We start from the raw sequence: 18818 nt of genomic DNA, 5'->3' as shown, positions 1-18818 counted from the left end.
GCACGCCGATTGCAAAGCCCACGCGTTCAACGAGGTAGCACATAACGAAATCGCAGCGGCGCTGTACCCCAGCCCGAGCTGCCGTGCCTGAGGAGAGCCACTATGCGCAAGAGTGGAGCGGGTCCACATGGACGTAAAAAAAGCAGTCAACCGGACGACAAGAAAGAGGTTCGCGAACTCATTCGAGAGCGTGCACAGACGGATTGGTCGGTTCGTGGGGCCAACCCAGAGTTCATGAAGCGCATTGAGCCCTTCGTCGACTTCACACTGGACCGCTATTTCCAAGTCGAAACCAGCGGCTGGGAACACCTGCCAAGCGGTCCGTGCTTGCTGGCCGGCGTGCACTCGGGCACCTGGCTGACGATGGATGCCTGGTCGTTCGTGCTGTCGTGGTGGCGCCAGTTCGGTCCCGACCGCATCCTGCATGGCACCGCACATGATGCCCTGATGGCGTTTCCGGGCGTCGGGCCGTTCTTCCGCAACGTCGGGGTCATACCGGCTTCACGTGAGCCCGTCACGGCGGCGCTGGCGGCGGGCAATAGCGTGATCGTATGGCCGGGCGGCGAAGTCGATGCCATGCGCAGCTGGCGCCGACGCAACGAAGTCGTTCTCGGCGGTCGCCGCGGCTTCGTCAAACAGGCGATCGCCTCGGGCGTGCCGATCGTTCCGGTGGCTACCATCGGCGGCGCAAACACCGTCTTTGTGCTGTCCGAAGGTCGTTGGCTCGCCAAGCTGCTGCAGCTCAAAAAGCGGGTGCGTTCGGAAAATGCCCCGATCGTGGCGGGACTTCCGTTCGGCATCTGGGTCGAGCTACTGCCGTCGCACATTCCACTGCCAGCCAAGATCGTCAACGAGATCCTCGACCCGATTCCGGTAAGCAACGATCCGAAGGCAATCGAAGACTGCGCCTACGTCGACGAGATCTACGGCAAGGTCGAGCGTGCGATCCAAACCGGTGTCGATCGGCTAACCGCGAGACGCGGCAAGCGGGTTCGCAGCCGATGACAGCATTCGGAAACCCCGAGCCGGAAGGCCTGCGCCGCCTGTCGCTTGTCGACGCAGCGTTCATCAATCTCGAACGCCGAGAGACACCGATGCACGTTGCGGGGCTGATGATTTATCAGCTGCCGCCCGATGCCGGTCCGGACTTCATCAAAGGCCTGGTCCGTCGGTTCCGATCGCCGGTCAAGTTGGGGGCTCCTTGGAATCAAGTCCTGGCCAAGGCGCCGCTGTCGCGACTCGCACCCGCGGTGACCGCCGTCTCGCAGATCGACTTCGACTACCACGTGCGCCACTCGGCGTTACCGGCTCCCGGTGGAGAGCGCGAGCTTGGCGAGCTGATTTCGAACCTGCATGGGGTCTGGCTCGATCGGTCCCGCCCGCTATGGACGTGCCACATCGTCGAAGGCTTGGAGCGCGGCCGTTTCGCGATCTATCTGAAGATCCACCACGCGCTGGCCGACGGTGTGCGCTGCATGCGGTTCGTTGAAGCCTGCCACGCCACAGCGCCGGGACAAGCGATCCGCGCACCGTGGGACGACACCCACACCAGCAAACGCAAGTCGCGCGCAACCGTTCCTGCGAGAAGACCGAAGTTCGGACTGAGCGATGTCGCGGCCGCCGTCAAACACACCGCGACGTCGATGAGCTGGTCCCGCGATCACGATCCTGAGCGCATCAGGCCATTCTCGGCACCGCGCTCCAAACTCAACAGCTACGTCACCAACGCGCGCCGCGTTGCGACACAGCAGCTCGAGATCGATCGACTCAAGCGGATCGCTCAGCTCGCCGGCGTGTCGTCGAACGACGTCTACCTCAGCGTCATCGGAGCGGCCTTGCGTGCCCATCTGAAAGCACAGGACGGGCTGCCCGATCGCAGCCTGATCGCCGCAGTTCCCTTTAGCCTGCGTCAGCTCGGAGACGACGCGAACGGCAATCAGGTCGCCTTTAGCTGGGCCACCTTGGCGACCAACATCGACGAGCCCGCAGTCCGGCTGAATCGTGTCCACGCCTCGACGCTCGCGGCCAAACGTCACATCCAGACGATGCCAGCACCGCTACGCCCCTTTCTTACCGCAGCGCTGGCAGCACCGGCCACGCTGGCCGGCGCTGCCGGGCTCACCCGGTGGCTACCGCCACCGATGAACCTCGTGGTCTCGAATGTTCCGGGGCCCGCTTCAACGCTCTACCTCGGCGATGCCAGTTTGGAAGCGCTATACCCGGTCTCGATTCCGATGCAAGGCCAGGTTCTGAACATCACCGGCGTGAGCTACGGCCGGCATTTGAATGTGGGCTTCACGGGCAGCCGCGATGCGCTACCGCACCTGCAGCGACTCGCCTTGTTGTCCCGCGCCGCGTTGGACGAACTCGAACGCGCCTACAACAACTAGAGACCCACGACGGGGAGGAACGACGGATGATCCAAGACAACCAGTACAGCATGTCCACCGTTGCGCAGTTTGTCGGCAACGAACTCGGGGTGAGCGATTGGGTCGAGGTCGGCCAGGATCGCATCAATACCTTCGCCGACTGTACGGGCGATCACCAGTGGATACACACCGACGTCGAGCGTTGCCATCGCGAAAGCCCGTTCGGTGCGCCGATCGCTCATGGATTTCTGAGCCTGTCGATGCTGGCCAAGCTGTTATTCGATGTCGGTGTCGTTCCCGGCGACGCCGGTCGTGCCATCAACGCGGGGCTCAGCGAGGTTCGGTTCCGCGCGCCGGTGCGCGCGAGCAGTCGCATTCGTGCCCGTGTGAAGCTGGAGTCCGCTGCTCCGAAGTCCGAGGGTCGACTGCTTCTGCAAGTCTCGGCGGTACTTGAGATCGAGAACGAGAAAGAACCGGCGCTGCAAGCGCAAATCGCTGTCATGTTGTTGCCGTAGGAGGCGCCATGACCGATTCCACCGAACGGTTGGCCGCCCACAGTGCCGACGCGATTCTGGGCCCCAATCCCATTGTCGGATTTCGCGCTCGCGATGTGTTTCGTGAAGGCATGCGAACGCTTCGAGTCGCCGCCGCTCAACCCTATCTGACTGCCAGAACTGTCAGCCATTTTGCGCAGGAGATGCGCAAGGTCCTCACCAACGCGTCGAAGCTTGAACCATCGCCGCGTGACCGACGCTTCTCCGATGCTGCCTGGAAGAGCGATCCGCGCTATCGCCACTGGCTCCAGAGCTGGCTTGCACTCGAGAAGTCCTTGGCGGAATGGGTCGAGGGGCAAGACCTCAAACCGCACAGCCGAGCACGGCTCGAATTCATGTTGTCGCTGCTGACCGACGCGGTGGCACCGTCAAACTTTCCCTGGCAGCCCGAAGCCGTGCGCCGCTTTCGCGACAGCGGCGGACTGAGCGCATTCGAAGGTTTGCGCAACCTCGCGCGCGACCTGCGCGAGAACAAGGGACTTCCAGCTCAGGTCGACAAGCGCTCCTTCAAAGTCGGAGGAAACCTCGCGACCACGGCAGGCGACGTCGTGCTTCAAACCGAGGTGATGGAGCTGATCCAGTACCGGCCCACGACGGCACAGGTACACGAGATCCCGGTGCTCATCGTGCCGCCGCAGATCAACAAGTTCTACATCTTCGATCTGACGTCCGAAAAAAGCGTAGTGCGCGGGCTGCTAGATGCCGGCATGCAAGTCTTCATCGTCAGCTGGCGAAACCCGACTGCCGCCTGCGCCGACTGGGGCCTTGCTGAGTACGCAGCAGCGATCGACATGTCGATCGCCACGATCTGCCAGCTGGCGCACTCGTCGCGTGTGAACCTGATGGGCGCTTGCGCGGGAGGCATTACGCTCGCCGCGTATGTCGCCGCACGGGCCGCTGCGCGCGATCTGCGGGTCAACACGCTGACGCTGCTGGTGAGCGTGCTCGATGTCGGCGAACTAGGGGAAACGCCACTGGGCCTGTTCGCAACGCCGAGTGCGATCGAAGCAGCACGAAAGAAATCCGCCAAAGCCGGTGTGCTCGATGGCCGCGCGATGGCTGCTGCCTTCGCCTGGTTACGACCCAACGATCTGATCTGGAACTACTGGATCAACAACGTGCTGCTCGGCAATGCGCCTCCGGCGTTCGACATCCTGTATTGGAACAACGACTACACCCGCCTGCCAGCGCAGCTGCACAGCGAATTCATGGACGTGTTCTCGAACAACTCGCTGAGTCAGAACGGCGTGATGCGCCTGCATGGTGTGCCGGTCGATCTACGCAAGATCACCTGCGACAGCTATGTCCTGGGCGGCACCACCGACCACATAACCCCGTGGAAAGCCTGTTATCGCAACACTCAGCTCTTCGGCGGCAATCGCAGCTTCGTGCTGGCCAATGCCGGACACATGCAAAGCATCCTGAGCCCCCCCGGCAGCAAGAAAGCTGAGTTCTGGACCGGCGGCACGCTCGCCGACACGGCAGATGCCTGGCGAGCGTCGGCGGAGCACCACGGCGGAAGCTGGTGGCCACACTGGCATAGCTGGCTGCACGAACGATCGGGCGCCTTGCGAGCAGCCCCTGCTTCATCCGGGAACGAGGACTATCCCGTTCTCTATAACGCGCCAGGACGATACGTCTACGAATGAGTTCCGCTCGCACCGAAAGAAGTAAAAGCGGTCGTCCTTTGCGCGCACGCCTGGATCGTCATGCCGCGCCGGTCTCCAGCGGCGCACTGGAGGTCGGCTATCTGCATGTCGACGGCGTACGTCTGCGTTACGCGCGCTCCGAAGGCACGGGCGATCCGATTTTGATGTGCAACGGTATCGGCGCGAACTTCGAACTCTTGTTGCCCTTCGTTGAATCGCTCAAGGGACGCCGCATCGTGTTGTTCGACGTGCCTGGCTGCGGGCAATCCGAAGCGAGCTTGTTCTGGCCGACCTTGAAGCGTTACGCGAAATTCGCAGTGGGCTTGCTGGATGCGCTCGGGCACACCGGCGCCTTCAGCGTCGCCGGCGTTTCCTGGGGCGGCGGGTTGGCACAGCAGATCGCCCGCGACTATCCGGATCGCGTGAAGCATTTGATCTTGATGGCGACGAGCCCAGGCATCCTGATGGTGCCGGGTCGAATTTCGGCGCTGCTGTTGATGATGTCCCCGATTCGCTACTTCTCGCCGCGATTCATGGCGCGCAATGCGAGCACCATCTACGGCGGTGAAATGCGGGGTCACCTCGGGCGCGCCGCGCGCTATGCCTCGAAGGCCCGGCCGCCGGCGGTTCACGCGTATTTTCAGCAGCTCTACGCGATCTTTCGATTCACCAGCTTGCCGTGGCTACACAAACTCAAATGCCCGGCGTTGATTCTGTGCGGAGACGACGATCCGCTGATCCGGCCCTCGAACGCCTACATCCTGGCCGCTCTGCTTCGCGACGCAAAACTGCATTTCATCCGCGGGGGAGGGCACCTGTTTCTGGACATGCAATCGGATGAAACCGCTCGAGTCGTTGAACAGTTTCTCGTCGAGAAGACCCCGAGCACCCAGCGATGACAGCTCAGTTCGTTCTGTCGTGCGCCTGCCTGACGGAAGTTCGAATCACCCCATGAACGATTCACCGGAGCTTCGCGACATCGTTTACACCGGCTTGCAGCGCGCCGGCGTCGACGTGTCGGCCGTCAGCCAGCGATTACGCTACGAAGTCGCACCGGGCGTGGAGCTTCCAACGCGATTCCCGCATGCCCAGCAGCCAGATTTCTGGCTGGCAGTGGAATCGATCGCTGGCGATGGCGATATCGGGCTGCACATTTGTCCGCACATGCCCGAGCTTCGAGCGGGCGTGCTGGCTTACGTGATGCTGAGCTGTCCCACGTACGCAGACGGATTCGAGCTGTTCTGCAAGTCCTCGCGATTGCTGTCCGATGCGCTTCGGCTATCGATCCGCCGCTTGTCTCGGGATGCAGAGCTCTCGCTGCAGTCCACCGACGTTGTTGCACCGCAGATGCGCCACACCGAAATCTGCATGACGTTCGCGCTGCTCCGATTCTTTCGGCAAGTGACTGACGGCGCGTTCAAGCCGACATCGGTTTCTCTGAATTGCACGCAACGTGCGCCGCTGAGCCACTACGAATCGGTGTTCGATTGCGAGGTCGGTTTCGGCGCTCAGCGCAGCACGATCGAGTTCGATTGCGCGCTCCTTGATCGGAAGTCGCCCCATCACATAACGGAACTGTGGAAGGCGCATCGCAAGGAAATCGACAGGCGGCTCCTGAAATTGCATCGCTTGGATCTCGAGGAGCGAGTCCGACAGGTACTGGTGGCCTATCTTCCGCATCGACGCTGCAGCTTTGATCAGCTCGCCGCCGAACTGCAGATTCCCAACCGCACCTTGCGCTTGAGGCTGGATGCGCTCGGCACCACCTTCTCCGATCTCCAGGAAGGCGAGTGCCTGCGCATCGCCAAGCGCATGCTCAGGCGAGAGCGCAGCCGCCTGGAGGATGTTGCCGAAGCGGCAGGCTACTCGGAGCTGTCCGCCTTATGCCGCGCGTTCAAGCGAAGGACCGGGCTCACCCCTTCCGAGTACCGAGTAACCCGCGGAACCTACTGACACCGAATCGCATCGCACCCATCGAAATGGCGACGCGCAGAGACCACGGAGCAACCTATGAACATGATGTCTTCCCCGCTCGTACCGCAAGCTGCGCCTCAGCCCGATCAGGACATCCAGCGCATCTTCGACGCGCAGCGTGAAACGGCCCTGCGGTGGCGGCGCTCGACGGCGCAGGAACGCTTGGCGCGAATCAAGCGCTTGCGCGAAGCGGTGCTGGACCATCGCGAGGAGCTGTACCAGGCCGGCGCTGCGGACTTTCGCAAACCTCCCGTGGAGGTCGATCTGACCGAAGTGCTACCGGTGGTGGCGGATGCAGCCGAGTACGCGCGGCACCTCAAGCGCTGGATGCGTCCCACATCGGTCTGGCCCACGCGTCTGACCCTGGGACTCAAGAGTTTCGTTCAGTACGAGCCACGCGGCCGCTGCCTGATCCTCTCGCCCTGGAACTACCCGGTCAATCTCAGTTTCGGGCCGCTGATCGCCTGCTTGGGAGCTGGCAACACGGCGATTCTCAAGCCCTCGGAAGTTACCCCGTATTTCTCGGCATGGATGGCGAAGATCATCCGTGAAGTCTTTCGAGAAGATGAAGTTGCGCTGTTTGAAGGCGATGCCTCGATTTCTACTGCACTGCTCGAGTTGCCGTTCGATCACATCTTCTTCACCGGCAGCCCGACCATCGGCAAGGTGGTGATGGCCGCCGCCGCCAAGCACCTTACCAGTGTGACACTCGAACTCGGCGGCAAGAGCCCGACCATCGTGGATGAGACGGCCGACCTCGATCTGGCCGTCGATAACATTCTCTGGGGCAAGTTCCTCAACAGTGGCCAGACCTGTATCGCCCCCGATCACGTCTACGTGCACGAATCAGTTCGTAAGACATTAATCGACAAGGCGGTCACCGAACTTCGAAAGCGCTACGGAAGCACACCGCAATCGCAAGCGAAATCCGCTGATCTGACGCATGTGGTCAACTTGCGTCATACGCGTCGATTGGCCGGCCTACTCGAAGACGCCAAGGCGCGTGGTGGACAGGTCATATTCGGCGACTATGTCTCGGAATCTGATCATTTCGTGGCGCCCACGCTGATCGAGAATGTGCCCGAGAACGCCGCCGTGATGCAGGAAGAGATCTTCGGGCCGCTGTGCCCGATCATTCCGTACCAGGATCTCGATGCGGTGATCCGCAAGATCAATGACGGGCACAAGCCGTTGGCCTTGTATCTCTTCAGTCGCAACGCCAAGCACGTTGAGCGCGTCCTGCAAGACACCAGCTCGGGCGGGGCCTGCATCAACCACAGCGTCGTGCAATTCACCCATGGCAACCTGCCGTTCGGCGGCGTCAACAACAGCGGCATCGGCAACGCCCACGGCATCTGGGGATTTCGCGCGTTCTCGCACGAGCGGGCCGTGATCAAAAATCGGATCATGCTCGCGCGACTTTTCTTCCCCCCATACACCGGACGCACGAGGCAGATCGTGGAACTGTTGATCCGGACCTTCAAATGGACGTCGTAGCCCGAAATGCAGATAGGGAATTTCACACGTCGACCGAAGGGGGCTGCGCAGCCGAACGACACACGATGACCGCCCTCTACGTCACCAGCAGCTTGCCCACGAAAACGCCCAGGGTGAAACCGTAGAGCGCCCACACGAATCGGCGTTTCACGCGGCGGTTACCGCTGACAGGGTCGGTGTAGAACATGAAAGGCGCATTGGGTGATGGGAAGATTTCAGTGCAAACCGCGAGCCGGAGACGTCATTCTGTCGGCGAAGGCGGACAACGTTGGGTCCAGGTCTTCCTCAACGGCGGATCAGGCCGCGGCCAGTATTGTTCTCCGCTGCAGTTTTCTCCATAGCCCCCCACCACGGTCCAGCGACCGTCACGGTGATGGATCATGAAGCCGCCGCCGTTATCGACCAGGATGGCCTGATCCACGTTGATCGAGTTGGCTGACAGGGTGACACGTTGCGGCTTGAACGCCGCGAAATAGGGAGACGGCTCCTGGTCGATGTAGCGATCGAAAATCGCGCCAGTGCGACGCCAAGGCACTTTTTTGCCGGGTGGCGATGACGGGATCGGCGGCGGATGGTCCAGGATCACCCGTGCTTCCCGAAAAAGGGCTTCGTACTCTGCATCGCTCATATCGATCAGGGTGTTGCGCATCAAAGCGAGACGCACCTGGAACACCTGCACGTAGGCTACCGCGAGCCCCACTGGCACGGTGATGGCCAGCACAACGGCCAGCAGGCTCCACCGCAACACGCCGTAAGCAATCCGATTCACCGCCACATTGTCCGTAAAATGGAAGCAACGCACCGCTGGCCCCTCGTTCCTTTATGAGCTCCCCCTACACGATCGAACCCGGCAGCCAGGCCGCCACCGGGCTCTGCAACTGTTGTGGCCGCGAAACACAGGTGTTCCGGGGCTTCGTGTTCCGAGACCAGAACGCCTTCGCGGTCTACCTGGCCACCTACACTGACGGCCATCCCGAAAACGGAACCTCAATGACGCTGAGTATTCGCGGTTGGGGCGACGGCGCCGATCGCGGCGACAAGCAAGCGGTGAACCTGCTGTGGTACCAAAGCTCGACAGGACCATCCTGCCGGATCGTCGAGCCCGAGCAAGCCCTCTTCCGCGAGAACCTGGACTTCCTCGGACCCATGCTCACGCGCGACGAAGCGATGAGCTCCGGCCGCGCCACCGAAGCTTTTCAGATCGCCGCCGCGATTTGGACCTCGGACAGTCGGCTCACTCAGTCGCTCGCCTAGAAGTTCCTCACACCATACCCAGTACGCGCAACCAGCTCGCACACCGTCCGGGCGGCCCCCATCTGGAGTCACCCGGTGTCCGGTTGGTGTCAGGCCGCAACCGTCCAGCTCCCAGGTGAGCAGCAGCTTGAAGGACGGAAAGTCGATGACGGCGCGATCCTAGTCGGAAGCTGCTGCCTGAAAGCCGTTGAACTTCAATCGATACTGCTCGGGCGACTCGGCAGGTCGACGCGTTGTCCGAAACTAGTCGAATTCCGACGGCTTGATCCAGGACGTCCCGTCCTAGCGCATCAAGCGGCGATTCATCGTAGCCAATGTGGTACGTGAACGTTGCTGGCCGTACATCAATTTAAACTGAGTATGTCGCCTCATAATTAAGCAGTCTTTGATAGGGGGAATAAATGGCTAAGCGCGGCGCTGTACCTCCAGCTGCGGCTTCAGATCAGGTGAGCCTGCTGGTTGCTCGTTCCGAGGCGGCTGAGAAGCTGGTTGATCGCATTCGTCTTGGTGGCGAAATCCAAAACAGGGCGATGTCGGCTCACTCAGAACTGGACGTTGAGGCAGTCGTCGCATTGAGAACAAAATGGGATCAATACAACCGTGAACTTCTCGGCAGAATTTTCTCGCCAGATACCATTCAAAAGTCCTACGAACGTGTCTCTCTATTTGGCGCTCTCAGGATAAATCCGACGCCGCGCCAGAGAGTCGAGTCGATCATGAGCGGGCTGCAGAGCAAGATTACGAATCTGGAGTCCATCGTTGAGCGCTTGGAGCTGATTCCGGAGTCAGGACCTGCCCCATTGGTAGCCGCCGGCGCCACAGAGGACCAGAAAGTAAAGAATGCGGTTTTTATTGTGCACGGCAGAGATGACGCGGCCAAAGTTAGCGTAGCTAGGTTTATCGAGCGGTTTGGCGTTGAAGCCATCATCCTTCATGAGCAAGCCAACAAGGGCCTCACGATCATCGAGAAGTTTGAGAAGAGCGCGAGTAACGCCAGCTTCGCAGTCGTGCTTCTTACGCCTGATGATTTGGGTTGTTCAAAAGATCAGCCGGAGAAGGCCCAGCCTCGCGCGCGCCAAAATGTGATCTTGGAACTTGGGTACTTCTGTGGGGCGCTTGGAAGAAGCCGCGTGTGCGTGCTCTACAAAGAAGGTGTTGAGATTCCTGGGGACTACCTAGGCGTTGTCTACACACCTTTTGACGACGCAGGAGGATGGCATTTGCGGCTGGCCAAGGAGATGAAGGCGGCTGGTTTGGAGCTTGATCTCAACAAGGCCATGTAGTTCGTGGCGGCCATTAGAGGGGGGGGCAGCAGGCCCGGGGCGGCGCACTGGTCTCTCCTTCGTTATGTGCGTCCGTGAACTAATGCTGTGCACCAAGTCTCCATCGTTGCTCACGAGCTCGAAAATTAATGATGAACTTCATTGCCGGTGTTGCGTCTAGCCTCATAGCAACGCTGTTGATTTATCTGGTGAAAAGGCATCTGTGGCCTGCCTTCAGCAACTCCGTTTTGTATAGGGGAATCCGCGTTGACGGTGCTTGGGAAATATTTGATCAGAAAGATAACGCGCAGCGACTGGTCGGCAAAATTCGGCTGGAACAGACAGGGCGACTAATCACTGGCGAGAGTGCGAGATCATTAACTCGAGACGGAAAAAGCTCAAATCGTCGATTTCTATACAGTGGTTCTATTCATGGAAACCAAGTAACCCTAACCTTTGAAGATAGAAAGGGTATTGGCTTCGACGTCGGAAGTTATTTGTTTATCGTCCAGAACGATGGAAACACGATGATTGGCATGGCCACATTCCATGGGAAATCGGAAAATTCGATCGTCGCCGAAAAGCGCATTCTCACCAAGGTTCTGGAGTAATCTTCGATGTGGCGCCACCGTGGTTGCTGTCGCGCACGACAGCAACCAAATATTTCCCGGTAGCCTAAGCTTGAGCCCACATCTGTAGTTGACTAAAGCTTGGCGGCCTTTTTGATAAGTGCCCACTGCTTTGCTGTGGCTGGAGTAACCGAAAGCCGATTACCTCTGCGCAGGATGATCAGCTCGTCGGGGAATTCCATCTGGCGCAACTGATCAAGCGTGAGTAAATTAATTGCTTTGTTTCTAAATTGAAAGTCGACTGCTGACCAACGCGGATCGTCACTAATGGACTTCGGGTCATAGTAATCACTCTCCGGATCGAATTGAGTTGGATCGGGATAGTGCTCCCTGATTACTTCCATCGACCCAGCGATTCCTGGGATTGCACAGCTGGAATGATAAAAAAAGGCTTTATCACCAGATTTCATCGCGCGGAGGTGATTGCGCGCTTGAAAGTTTCGTACGCCGGTCCAAGCCGTGACCTGATTATCAGCGGCGGCCAGGTCGTCGATGCCAAACTCATCGGGTTCGGATTTTAGAATCCAGTAGTTCAAGCAGTTGAGCTCCGTTTATTGAGGAAAAAATTACTGTACAAGTATGATTATTACGTAGAAGACAGGGTCGGTTGTAGGCGTTCAGACGATTCTGTGCCTCGTTCGCTTGCCAATCAGAAGTCTTCAGGGCGATTCCCTAAGGTGGTGCGCTTAGTTTGATTTGTCAGTGCGCCGGCAACTCGCGATCTGATTGCTTCTAATTTTGCGATTGCCGACTCAACGATAATTTTATTCGCATCTAAAGGATTGGCACCGACATCGCATATTAATGTTGACAAATCGGAAATGGACTGCTCAACGGAGTCTATTAACTCTTGAGCCGGACCAACATAATCGAATGTGCCCATTTCGTCCCAGGCCATATCTATGTAGGGCCACAAGCTATCTGAACTGCCATGTCCAGTAAATGCACAAACTTTTTGCAGAATGGTGCGATAATCTGATCGAGACATCATAGCTCGGGAAATAGCCGGATTATCATTTTGATAAGCAAGAATATGAATCTGGACCATTTTGGTTATGAAGCGATGTCGAAACATCGACATGCAGGCTTGTTGATCTTTAATCTCTGCCGCGACTACAAGACGAGAGAACTCACGAGTCATCGCGCCTTCGCTTAACGGAAATCCTTTGCAGGTCAAAAATAAGTAATCATTGGGTTTTGGTTCGAAGCTGCGGCGTCTAGCGTAATTCAGTAAAAGCGCTCTGTGTTTGACTATAAAAAGATCGATTTGTATCGCCAAGCCATGCTCAATTGGAATGCGGCGATAAGCTTTCTTTCGACGTTTTAATGTTTCCAATTCAAGAATGGAAGTTGAAGTGCAATCCTCGTTGCGTGAAACCAGGAGGCGAGCCAATTCTCCAGGGCGCGCCCCAGTTGCCTCGAGCAATCTCAGAAGAAGCTCTCGGCGCTTTCTTAAATACTCGGTTACAAGCTCGAAATCGGTTTGATTGACGAGAGTATTTCGGTACCTAGCATGTGCCGAATGAGGATTTCCGAGTCGGGCCACAGCCTCCCATAGACTCACGCGTAAACGACGCGAAATCGGGCCTTTAGGTTCAGGTGTGGCATTAACCGGGGAGTAACGATACTTCAGAATGGAGCGAGGTCTGCCGGCATAATCGTGAGTATCTTTGATCTCTACCGGGATCTGTGGGCCGTCTTCGCGGAGACCGATAATTCGCCTCTCGGAGGCCCAGTTTTCTTGTAGCCAAATTAAAAAGAACTTCCAGGAGTCGATGATTCGGTCGACAGTCGTTCCGTTTCTTCTGCGTTGAGTTGGGCGGCTAGGATTGGTTTCATCCTGGAGCTCTCGTATCGCAAGCTTGAAATCATTGTCGTCCAGCTCCCAAGTATTTCTTCCGGCCTTGTAGCAGTACTTAAGGAGATGCGATAAATGGGATGCAATAACTTTCAGTGAGCCGCCGTCTAATTGGCGGGTCGTGTATCTATAAGAGATGTCTGCTAGATACAACTCGATCTCGATGCAAGGCCAGCCATTTGGCCAGACCATTGCTATCGCGGCATTCTCTGTTCTAAATTGAAGGGTATAACTTGTTCCCGATCGATCGATTATCGCCGTGTCCGGAAACTTGAAATCCTTAACCAAGCGATAAAGCATCGATTTTTTCGCTCAAGGCTTCTTCAACGGGAGTGTGAGCTGATCTCGCCATAACGTTTCATGGCGCTTGAGCCTTTCCGCAAGTTCGTCGTCCTTCTTTGCAAAGGTGCGCGCTAGTATAAGTAGATCGTTATACGCTCGCCCGAGGAGAAGGCGGGCTCGATCAGCGTTGTCCAAGCTACGAGCATTGGTTTTGTATTCCGATTCTGGGGCAGGTTGGCTGTTCTTTTTTGAGAGGGTGCATAGTCTGCGAATATCTCGACGACGGCCATCGAATGCATCCCACCCTCCATTCTCCACGACTATTTCGACCGCGGCTTTCAGCGAGTTTAAGGAAATCGGTCGAAGTCCCAAATCGTCGGAGCTGAAAGCGGCAAGAGCGGGTTGAGAAGCGCAAGCTGTTAAGAATTTATCGTTGATGGATGATGGGCGCTCCAAGTATCTGGTCATCAGTGCCCATCGCTTTTTTGCTTGTGTCAGCGTTGAATCCTTCATTTAAGCTCTGGGGAAATTCGGAAGCAGATTTGGGTGCCGACTATCCCATCGTTAGTCTTGATTGAATGTGGCTCCAGTTTCAATCTACCTTTTATAAATGCGATCTCAAGCCACTCCAGCAGATCTTTCTCCTGTACAAAGCTTATAGCGCTGACTTTGAAGTGCTTACACGTGCTTCGATAAAGATCAACTACGTTTTCCGCTTCGGATGGCGACTTATTCTCATACGCCCAAAGCTGTAGCGCAGCATATTCAGCCTCCAAAGCTGGGAGTTCCATTCCAGGGAAGTTGGCTTCGATGTATGCATAAACATGGCGAGCATCAGACTGGCCGGCGATCCACCTAGCTGCGTCCAAGCTGGCATACCTGAAAGTCCAAAAGAAGGTAATCAAAAAGCTCTTGCGCGCCTCGTGAACCCGCAAATACCACCTTCGACCATGCTCATCTGGGGGGAGTCCAGTCCAGTCGCAGAACATGTCGATGTAGCGGGTTGCTTTAATTCTGGTCAGCTTGGTCATGCGAGAAGGATTTCGTCCCATCATGTACGGCAGATAAAACAGCCGGTCAAATGGAGAGCCGTAATCATAAATTTCAAACATCCCATCTTGAATTGCCCTGATCTGCTTTATTCCGCGGGCAAGTACTCGTGGAATTGGTTTCTCAGCTTCGACTAACGCATGAGCAATACCCGACTTCGAGATTTTTTGACGAAGCCAATACCCGTCGCCTTTTACGAATCGAACACAGTCAACAGGAAGATTTGTGAGTTCATTTTCGCGAATCGGTTTGAGGAGGCTGATAAGGCTAATTACGGAACCAACTAGGATGCACAGTAATTGCTCGATCGTAGGTTGTGATCGTAGCTTACTGTAATCGATTGGATTTTTCCCTACAGTAAAACCCGTATTTACATTAAGTTCGTGCAGAAGAGGTGGTACATCCCACTCGCTGCAGCCGTCCAAGTGTGCTCGGACTTTGTTCAAGTACCCCTCGACTATAGCGTCGCCGTAGACTTGAACGATCCTTAGTGCTTCTGCTGTGTATGCTAATGCTGTTTGAAGTGGCATCCACGGAGTATGCTCCGGGTCGGAGAGTTGGCGTTTCACCAGCCTATTGATTTCAGGGAGGCGAAGGGACGCAGGCTCCGGTAGGTGGTCCTTCAGATGCCTGTACAGAGAGAAGGTTTCGGTTATCGCGTTTGTGTACTTTGAAATATGGCTTATATTCCCTAGTTTTTGTGCATCCTCCAGCAATGGTGTGCGATGAGAGGGAAATTCTCTGAACGAGCTAGTTGTGATCAGAAGTGGCGAGTCGATGTCCCATTCAAACTGACGCAAGAAAGCATTAATTAGGTGTCCGGTGCGTAGGTCATCGGCTGACATCGCGAGACGTGTAGCGGTTGCGGCGCGATTTAGATAATAGGAACGGTTTTGCCCAGACCAGGTGTACATCTTTTCGGCTTTGAGGTAGTCGATGATGGCATTTTTGTCGTCGGCAGGAATGGAAAATGGATCGTTAAGAACTTCAGAAGAAGGTGCCTTTCCAATAGCGTTGCTGTACCAATAAGTTAATAGGTCTTGGGGGATTTCAAGAGCCCACGCAGCCCCGCCAAGTGCGAGCCGAGAGTAAAATTCCCTTATTGCGTGATGATCGATTGCTTTGAATGATGATGACGCTGGGTTGTAGATTCCTTCCCTCCGATACATCCATCGGATGAAGACAAGTAGCCCAGTTTGAAAGTCCAACAATGCTTCGCTAGTACTACTCCCAAAGTTAGGAAGTTGGCGGTGCAAAAACGTGATCTGAGCTGCAGCGATCCGCATTCTTTTATTCGCAGCGTCCGCCAATGTGGAGTTATTTGCTAGCTTCACGTGCCAGTAAAGGCGTGTTCCGTCGCGAAGCGTCCATACGGTGTCCTCGATATCCGACAGAAGCCATTTTGCTTTCCAGTCGCCTTTATAAGGTGCAGCCTGTGAACGAAGGTCAAGCACAATCGCTGAAATAAGCGATTGGCGAGCAGAAGGACTCGACGCTTTAATTGCAGGCATAGGAATCCTTGCTAAGAAAAAAATTTCCCCAATCTATCGAGAGTGCAAGCTTCGCCGATCGGCTCATCGCTTCCGCATGCGCGGCTCGAAGCGACGCATCTACATCTTCGGGGAGCCGGCTTTTTAGTAATGTCGCAAGATCTATAAATTGACGCGGCGTAAGACCGTTGGCATCGGCTTTATCAAGAAATTCTTCCGTCAGTCCCGAATTCAATGCTGTTGATTGGTAAAGGTATAGAGCTGTTAGTGAGCTGGATGAAACTGCAACACTTAGTTTTGCGTCGGCGGAATCGACTTCTTCTTGCTCTTTTTTGCTATGCGAAAACCGTAGATGTAGTTCGCGCGCAAGAGGGGAGTCATTTTGTCCATGCTGCTGAAGCATATTCGCTAAGAAGGCGTTCAGGTCACTCAATGATGAAAAGTCAGTGACCTCTAACATAAAGGACTGATTAGCTGCGGCGACAGTGATCCAAAGGTTCTGGAAACGACGAATAATGCGCGTGTTCCATGCCAGCAATAGAGGCGGCGGAATATAGTGATAGAGAGCAGTCCTCACTTTATTTCCGAGTTTTCGCGACATTTCGGTTGCGCTTTGAGTCCGAAACCATTCAAGTACGCCCTCTGTGCACCTAATTCGCCGAAAATTGACAGTGCCGCGATCAAGCCCCGCAGCGGCGAGTTCAGGTCGTAACGATCCCATCCAAAAACCTAGGCGATATGGGCGCCCCTCCGGATCTTGTTTTACGACTGTTAGGCCCGACAGGAACTTCACACAGAATGATTGAGATGGAAGGCCTACCTTCGATCCGCTGTTGCGGTCGAATGTCAGGAAAAGCATGTCTGCCAACTGTTGCTTTTGCTCCTGCAGCGCCGTGCGAACATCACTATTAAAACTTGCGCAGTGCTCGATTATCTCGGACGCGATGGCGCTGAGACCCTCCGATTTCATCGCATGCGCTCGGCCTTTCGCAACAGAGAACTGCTCACCGTTGTCGGTAAACTGGACATACTTGCGGCCAGTCTTGTCCACAATTCGGGCGAATGTAATGGCTTCGGGGGTAAATCGGGGGTGCTCCATCCCGATCAGTGCAGCCATCGCTGCGACGTCGTCGGAATTCGGTCTGCCTAGCAGCCAGCGAAGCCGCATCCGGCTAAATCCGAGTGTTCTTTTGTTTGTGCAGTAACTGTTTTCGAACGGCCAATGCAGTTCGGGGAGCGAGGGTAGCTTGAAATTGCTTATCTTCAGTTCCCGCGGAAGATATTCGGATTTTGTGATTTGCTTGTAACTAGGTATGCCGCCGTACTCGTGCTTTATGTATGCAAGTAGATTGGAAAGGCCATCAGCAGAACTGAGATTCAATAAGTCCGTTTTACCTTCTGCCAGTTGATGGCGTAGGGATGTGATATCGACGCTAGTGGCAGCGGCTTTGCCCCACTCCATATGGCTTCGCAGCGTCGACCAATACTCCAACAGGAACGAATGCAGAGCTCCGCGCCGACGTGTAAGTTCTCCTCGAATCTCATCAAGATATTCGGCGTCAGTCCTTGACAGCGAGACATCGCACAGCAGTGTTGAGTGATAGGTCGCTTCGCTCGATGGCGTTCCGATGTGTTGCCTGTTTGTATGAGGTGTTTCTGCTGCAGCTCGCCGGTTAGTTGGTTTTTTGACGCGAGGGATGACCACCGTGAAAGGGATCAGTGATTCGACCTTCAGGTGTTTGAAATACGCTGCAATGTTCGACACGCAAGAAAGGCGAGTATGCAGCGATGCGCGTGACTCGGTAGACGTAAGAATGTCTTCCATCACGTCCAGCACTACTTGTTGCCATTCTTCGTGGTCGTCTTCTTCGGGAAGTGAAAGCGTTACTCTCTGAAGAGCTCGACCTAACTGAATTAGGTCCTGCAGCATGGTTGGTCTGCTGCGAGGATGTAAGCGCTCGATGTACCTGATCACCGAATGGATGATCTTCCAAGCCTGAATGCCGAGGTTAGAAAAGGTTGAGAGATCGCAGTTGATCTCGTTGCCTAGATGGCCGTCATAAACGGCAAAAATCCCAGTTTCGTCGAATTTTAGACGGATCACTCAGAGACCCCAGCAGTCTTGGTGAGAGCAGGCGTCTAAGGCTGATGGAAAAAACCCAGAAGATCAATGTGTTGGCTTTCGGCCTGAGTGCGGCTATCGTATTTGACGCTTTTAACTGTCTGGAAAATGCAAGCTGATAGTTGCGCACGCCGTTCCAGGGCTCGATCTGCTTCGGACGCTTTTCGAGATCGTCGATGGAAAAGGCGTCGGGCTCGGATTTCATGAGCCAGTAGGAGGGTTTCTGGGTCGCCATGTCGTTGTGTTCTAACCATGAAAGCGCCGCAGCCCGCGTTCGGTGCAGACGGCGTGAAGTTTGATGTCCCAGGGATCGTCGGCGATCTGCGCGCATTCCTGCAACGCATAGGCGTAGCCGATGCGCCAGGGTTTGCGACGATGGCTCAGCGCAGCGAGCGTGCGGTCGTAATAGCCGCCGCCGGTTCCGAGCCTGCGGCCTTGCGCATCGAAACCCGTGAGCGGCATCACGATCGCGTCGATACGCGTCGGCATCACCCGAATGCGGCCGCTAGGCTCGTCGATACCGAAGCGATTCGATCGTAGCGCTTGCCCTATTTTCCATTCGACGAAATGCATGCGCTGCCCACGCAATCTCGGCAGCAAGATGCGAAGACGCGAATGCCGCAGCTTCTGCAGCAGCGGCGCGGTCGAGAGTTCGGAACCGTAGGAGAGATACAGCGCGACGCTGCGAATGTCGCTGCGCTCGATCACGCGCATCAGGTGATCGGCGCATCGCTGCGCGGCGCGTCGCTGGTCGCGTCGCGGAATCGTGGCCCTGCGCTTGCGCAGCGTTTTACGCAGCTGCGCCTTGTGCAGGGCTTCGGAAGAAGA

At 56.3% G+C, this 18818-nt stretch carries 17 protein-coding genes and 1 pseudogene; 10 read left to right on the top strand and 8 right to left on the bottom strand.

The window, feature by feature from the left end:
* Nucleotides 1-102: 102 nt before the first annotated feature.
* Genes AC3WUM_RS23840 through AC3WUM_RS23810 form a run of 7 tightly spaced genes read left to right on the top strand, consistent with a single transcriptional unit; the run spans nt 103 to nt 8043 of the window.
* Nucleotides 103-1005 (top strand): lysophospholipid acyltransferase family protein, encoded by a 903-nt coding sequence (locus AC3WUM_RS23840; RefSeq protein WP_492413629.1) that lies wholly within the window; start codon nt 103-105, stop codon nt 1003-1005.
* Nucleotides 1002-2390: a wax ester/triacylglycerol synthase family O-acyltransferase gene (locus AC3WUM_RS23835; protein WP_492413627.1), complete on the top strand. Its 1389-nt coding sequence runs from the start codon at nt 1002-1004 to the stop codon at nt 2388-2390. Before AC3WUM_RS23840 ends, AC3WUM_RS23835 begins: the two co-directional genes overlap by 4 nt.
* A gap of 26 nt (nt 2391-2416) precedes the next feature.
* Entirely contained in the window at nt 2417-2884 is a 468-nt protein-coding gene (locus AC3WUM_RS23830) for a MaoC family dehydratase (protein ID WP_492413625.1), read from the top strand.
* Between the two features lie 8 nt (nt 2885-2892).
* Nucleotides 2893-4572: an alpha/beta fold hydrolase gene (locus AC3WUM_RS23825; RefSeq protein ID WP_492413623.1), complete on the top strand. Its 1680-nt coding sequence runs from the start codon at nt 2893-2895 to the stop codon at nt 4570-4572.
* Entirely contained in the window at nt 4569-5471 is a 903-nt protein-coding gene (locus AC3WUM_RS23820) for an alpha/beta fold hydrolase (RefSeq protein ID WP_492413621.1), read from the top strand. Before AC3WUM_RS23825 ends, AC3WUM_RS23820 begins: the two co-directional genes overlap by 4 nt.
* 52 nt (nt 5472-5523) lie before the next feature.
* Entirely contained in the window at nt 5524-6525 is a 1002-nt protein-coding gene (locus tag AC3WUM_RS23815; RefSeq protein ID WP_492413619.1) for an AraC family transcriptional regulator, read from the top strand.
* Nucleotides 6526-6582: 57 nt separating this feature from the next.
* Nucleotides 6583-8043, top strand: a complete 1461-nt coding sequence (locus tag AC3WUM_RS23810; protein WP_492413617.1) for an aldehyde dehydrogenase family protein — start codon at nt 6583-6585, stop codon at nt 8041-8043.
* Between the two features lie 241 nt (nt 8044-8284).
* On the opposite strand, the gene AC3WUM_RS23805 is transcribed toward AC3WUM_RS23810, so the two are convergent.
* Nucleotides 8285-8845, bottom strand: coding sequence for a hypothetical protein (locus AC3WUM_RS23805; RefSeq protein ID WP_492413615.1), 561 nt, complete (start codon nt 8843-8845; stop codon nt 8285-8287).
* A 20-nt stretch (nt 8846-8865) separates the two neighbouring features.
* Here AC3WUM_RS23805 and AC3WUM_RS23800 point away from each other — a divergent pair, with 20 nt between their 5' ends.
* From AC3WUM_RS23800 to AC3WUM_RS23790, 3 genes are all read left to right on the top strand, one after another.
* A complete protein-coding gene (locus AC3WUM_RS23800; RefSeq protein WP_492413613.1) occupies nt 8866-9297 on the top strand; it encodes a hypothetical protein in 432 nt (143 codons plus the stop codon).
* Between the two features lie 401 nt (nt 9298-9698).
* Nucleotides 9699-10580 (top strand): TIR domain-containing protein, encoded by an 882-nt coding sequence (locus AC3WUM_RS23795; protein WP_492413611.1) that lies wholly within the window; start codon nt 9699-9701, stop codon nt 10578-10580.
* Between the two features lie 131 nt (nt 10581-10711).
* Nucleotides 10712-11170 (top strand): hypothetical protein, encoded by a 459-nt coding sequence (locus tag AC3WUM_RS23790; protein WP_492413609.1) that lies wholly within the window; start codon nt 10712-10714, stop codon nt 11168-11170.
* A 92-nt stretch (nt 11171-11262) separates the two neighbouring features.
* Here the strand turns inward: AC3WUM_RS23790 and AC3WUM_RS23785 are convergent, their stop codons facing one another.
* From AC3WUM_RS23785 to AC3WUM_RS23755, 7 genes and pseudogenes are all read right to left on the bottom strand, one after another.
* Nucleotides 11263-11724, bottom strand: coding sequence for an EVE domain-containing protein (locus tag AC3WUM_RS23785; protein WP_492413607.1), 462 nt, complete (start codon nt 11722-11724; stop codon nt 11263-11265).
* 113 nt (nt 11725-11837) lie between these two features.
* A complete protein-coding gene (locus AC3WUM_RS23780; RefSeq protein ID WP_492413605.1) occupies nt 11838-13346 on the bottom strand; it encodes a tyrosine-type recombinase/integrase in 1509 nt (502 codons plus the stop codon).
* Between the two features lie 12 nt (nt 13347-13358).
* Nucleotides 13359-13841, bottom strand: a complete 483-nt coding sequence (locus AC3WUM_RS23775) for a hypothetical protein (RefSeq protein ID WP_492413603.1) — start codon at nt 13839-13841, stop codon at nt 13359-13361.
* Nucleotides 13838-15889, bottom strand: a complete 2052-nt coding sequence (locus AC3WUM_RS23770) for a hypothetical protein (protein WP_492413601.1) — start codon at nt 15887-15889, stop codon at nt 13838-13840. The genes AC3WUM_RS23775 and AC3WUM_RS23770 overlap by 4 nt, the downstream gene beginning before the upstream one ends.
* A complete protein-coding gene (locus tag AC3WUM_RS23765) occupies nt 15876-17972 on the bottom strand; it encodes a hypothetical protein (RefSeq protein WP_492413599.1) in 2097 nt (698 codons plus the stop codon). Before AC3WUM_RS23765 ends, AC3WUM_RS23770 begins: the two co-directional genes overlap by 14 nt.
* A 133-nt stretch (nt 17973-18105) precedes the next feature.
* A pseudogene (locus AC3WUM_RS23760) lies at nt 18106-18225 on the bottom strand (EVE domain-containing protein); the annotation flags it as partial.
* Nucleotides 18226-18236: 11 nt separating this feature from the next.
* Nucleotides 18237-18755 carry a 5-formyltetrahydrofolate cyclo-ligase gene (locus tag AC3WUM_RS23755; RefSeq protein ID WP_492413679.1) on the bottom strand — a complete coding sequence of 173 codons (519 nt, stop codon included), beginning with the start codon at nt 18753-18755 and terminating at the stop codon, nt 18237-18239.
* Nucleotides 18756-18818 lie beyond the last annotated feature (63 nt).

Source organism: Hydrocarboniphaga sp. FW305-C-57 (genome assembly GCF_058783045.1).
Note: the sequence above shows the minus strand (reverse complement) of the source record. Positions and strands in the feature narration are given on the sequence as shown.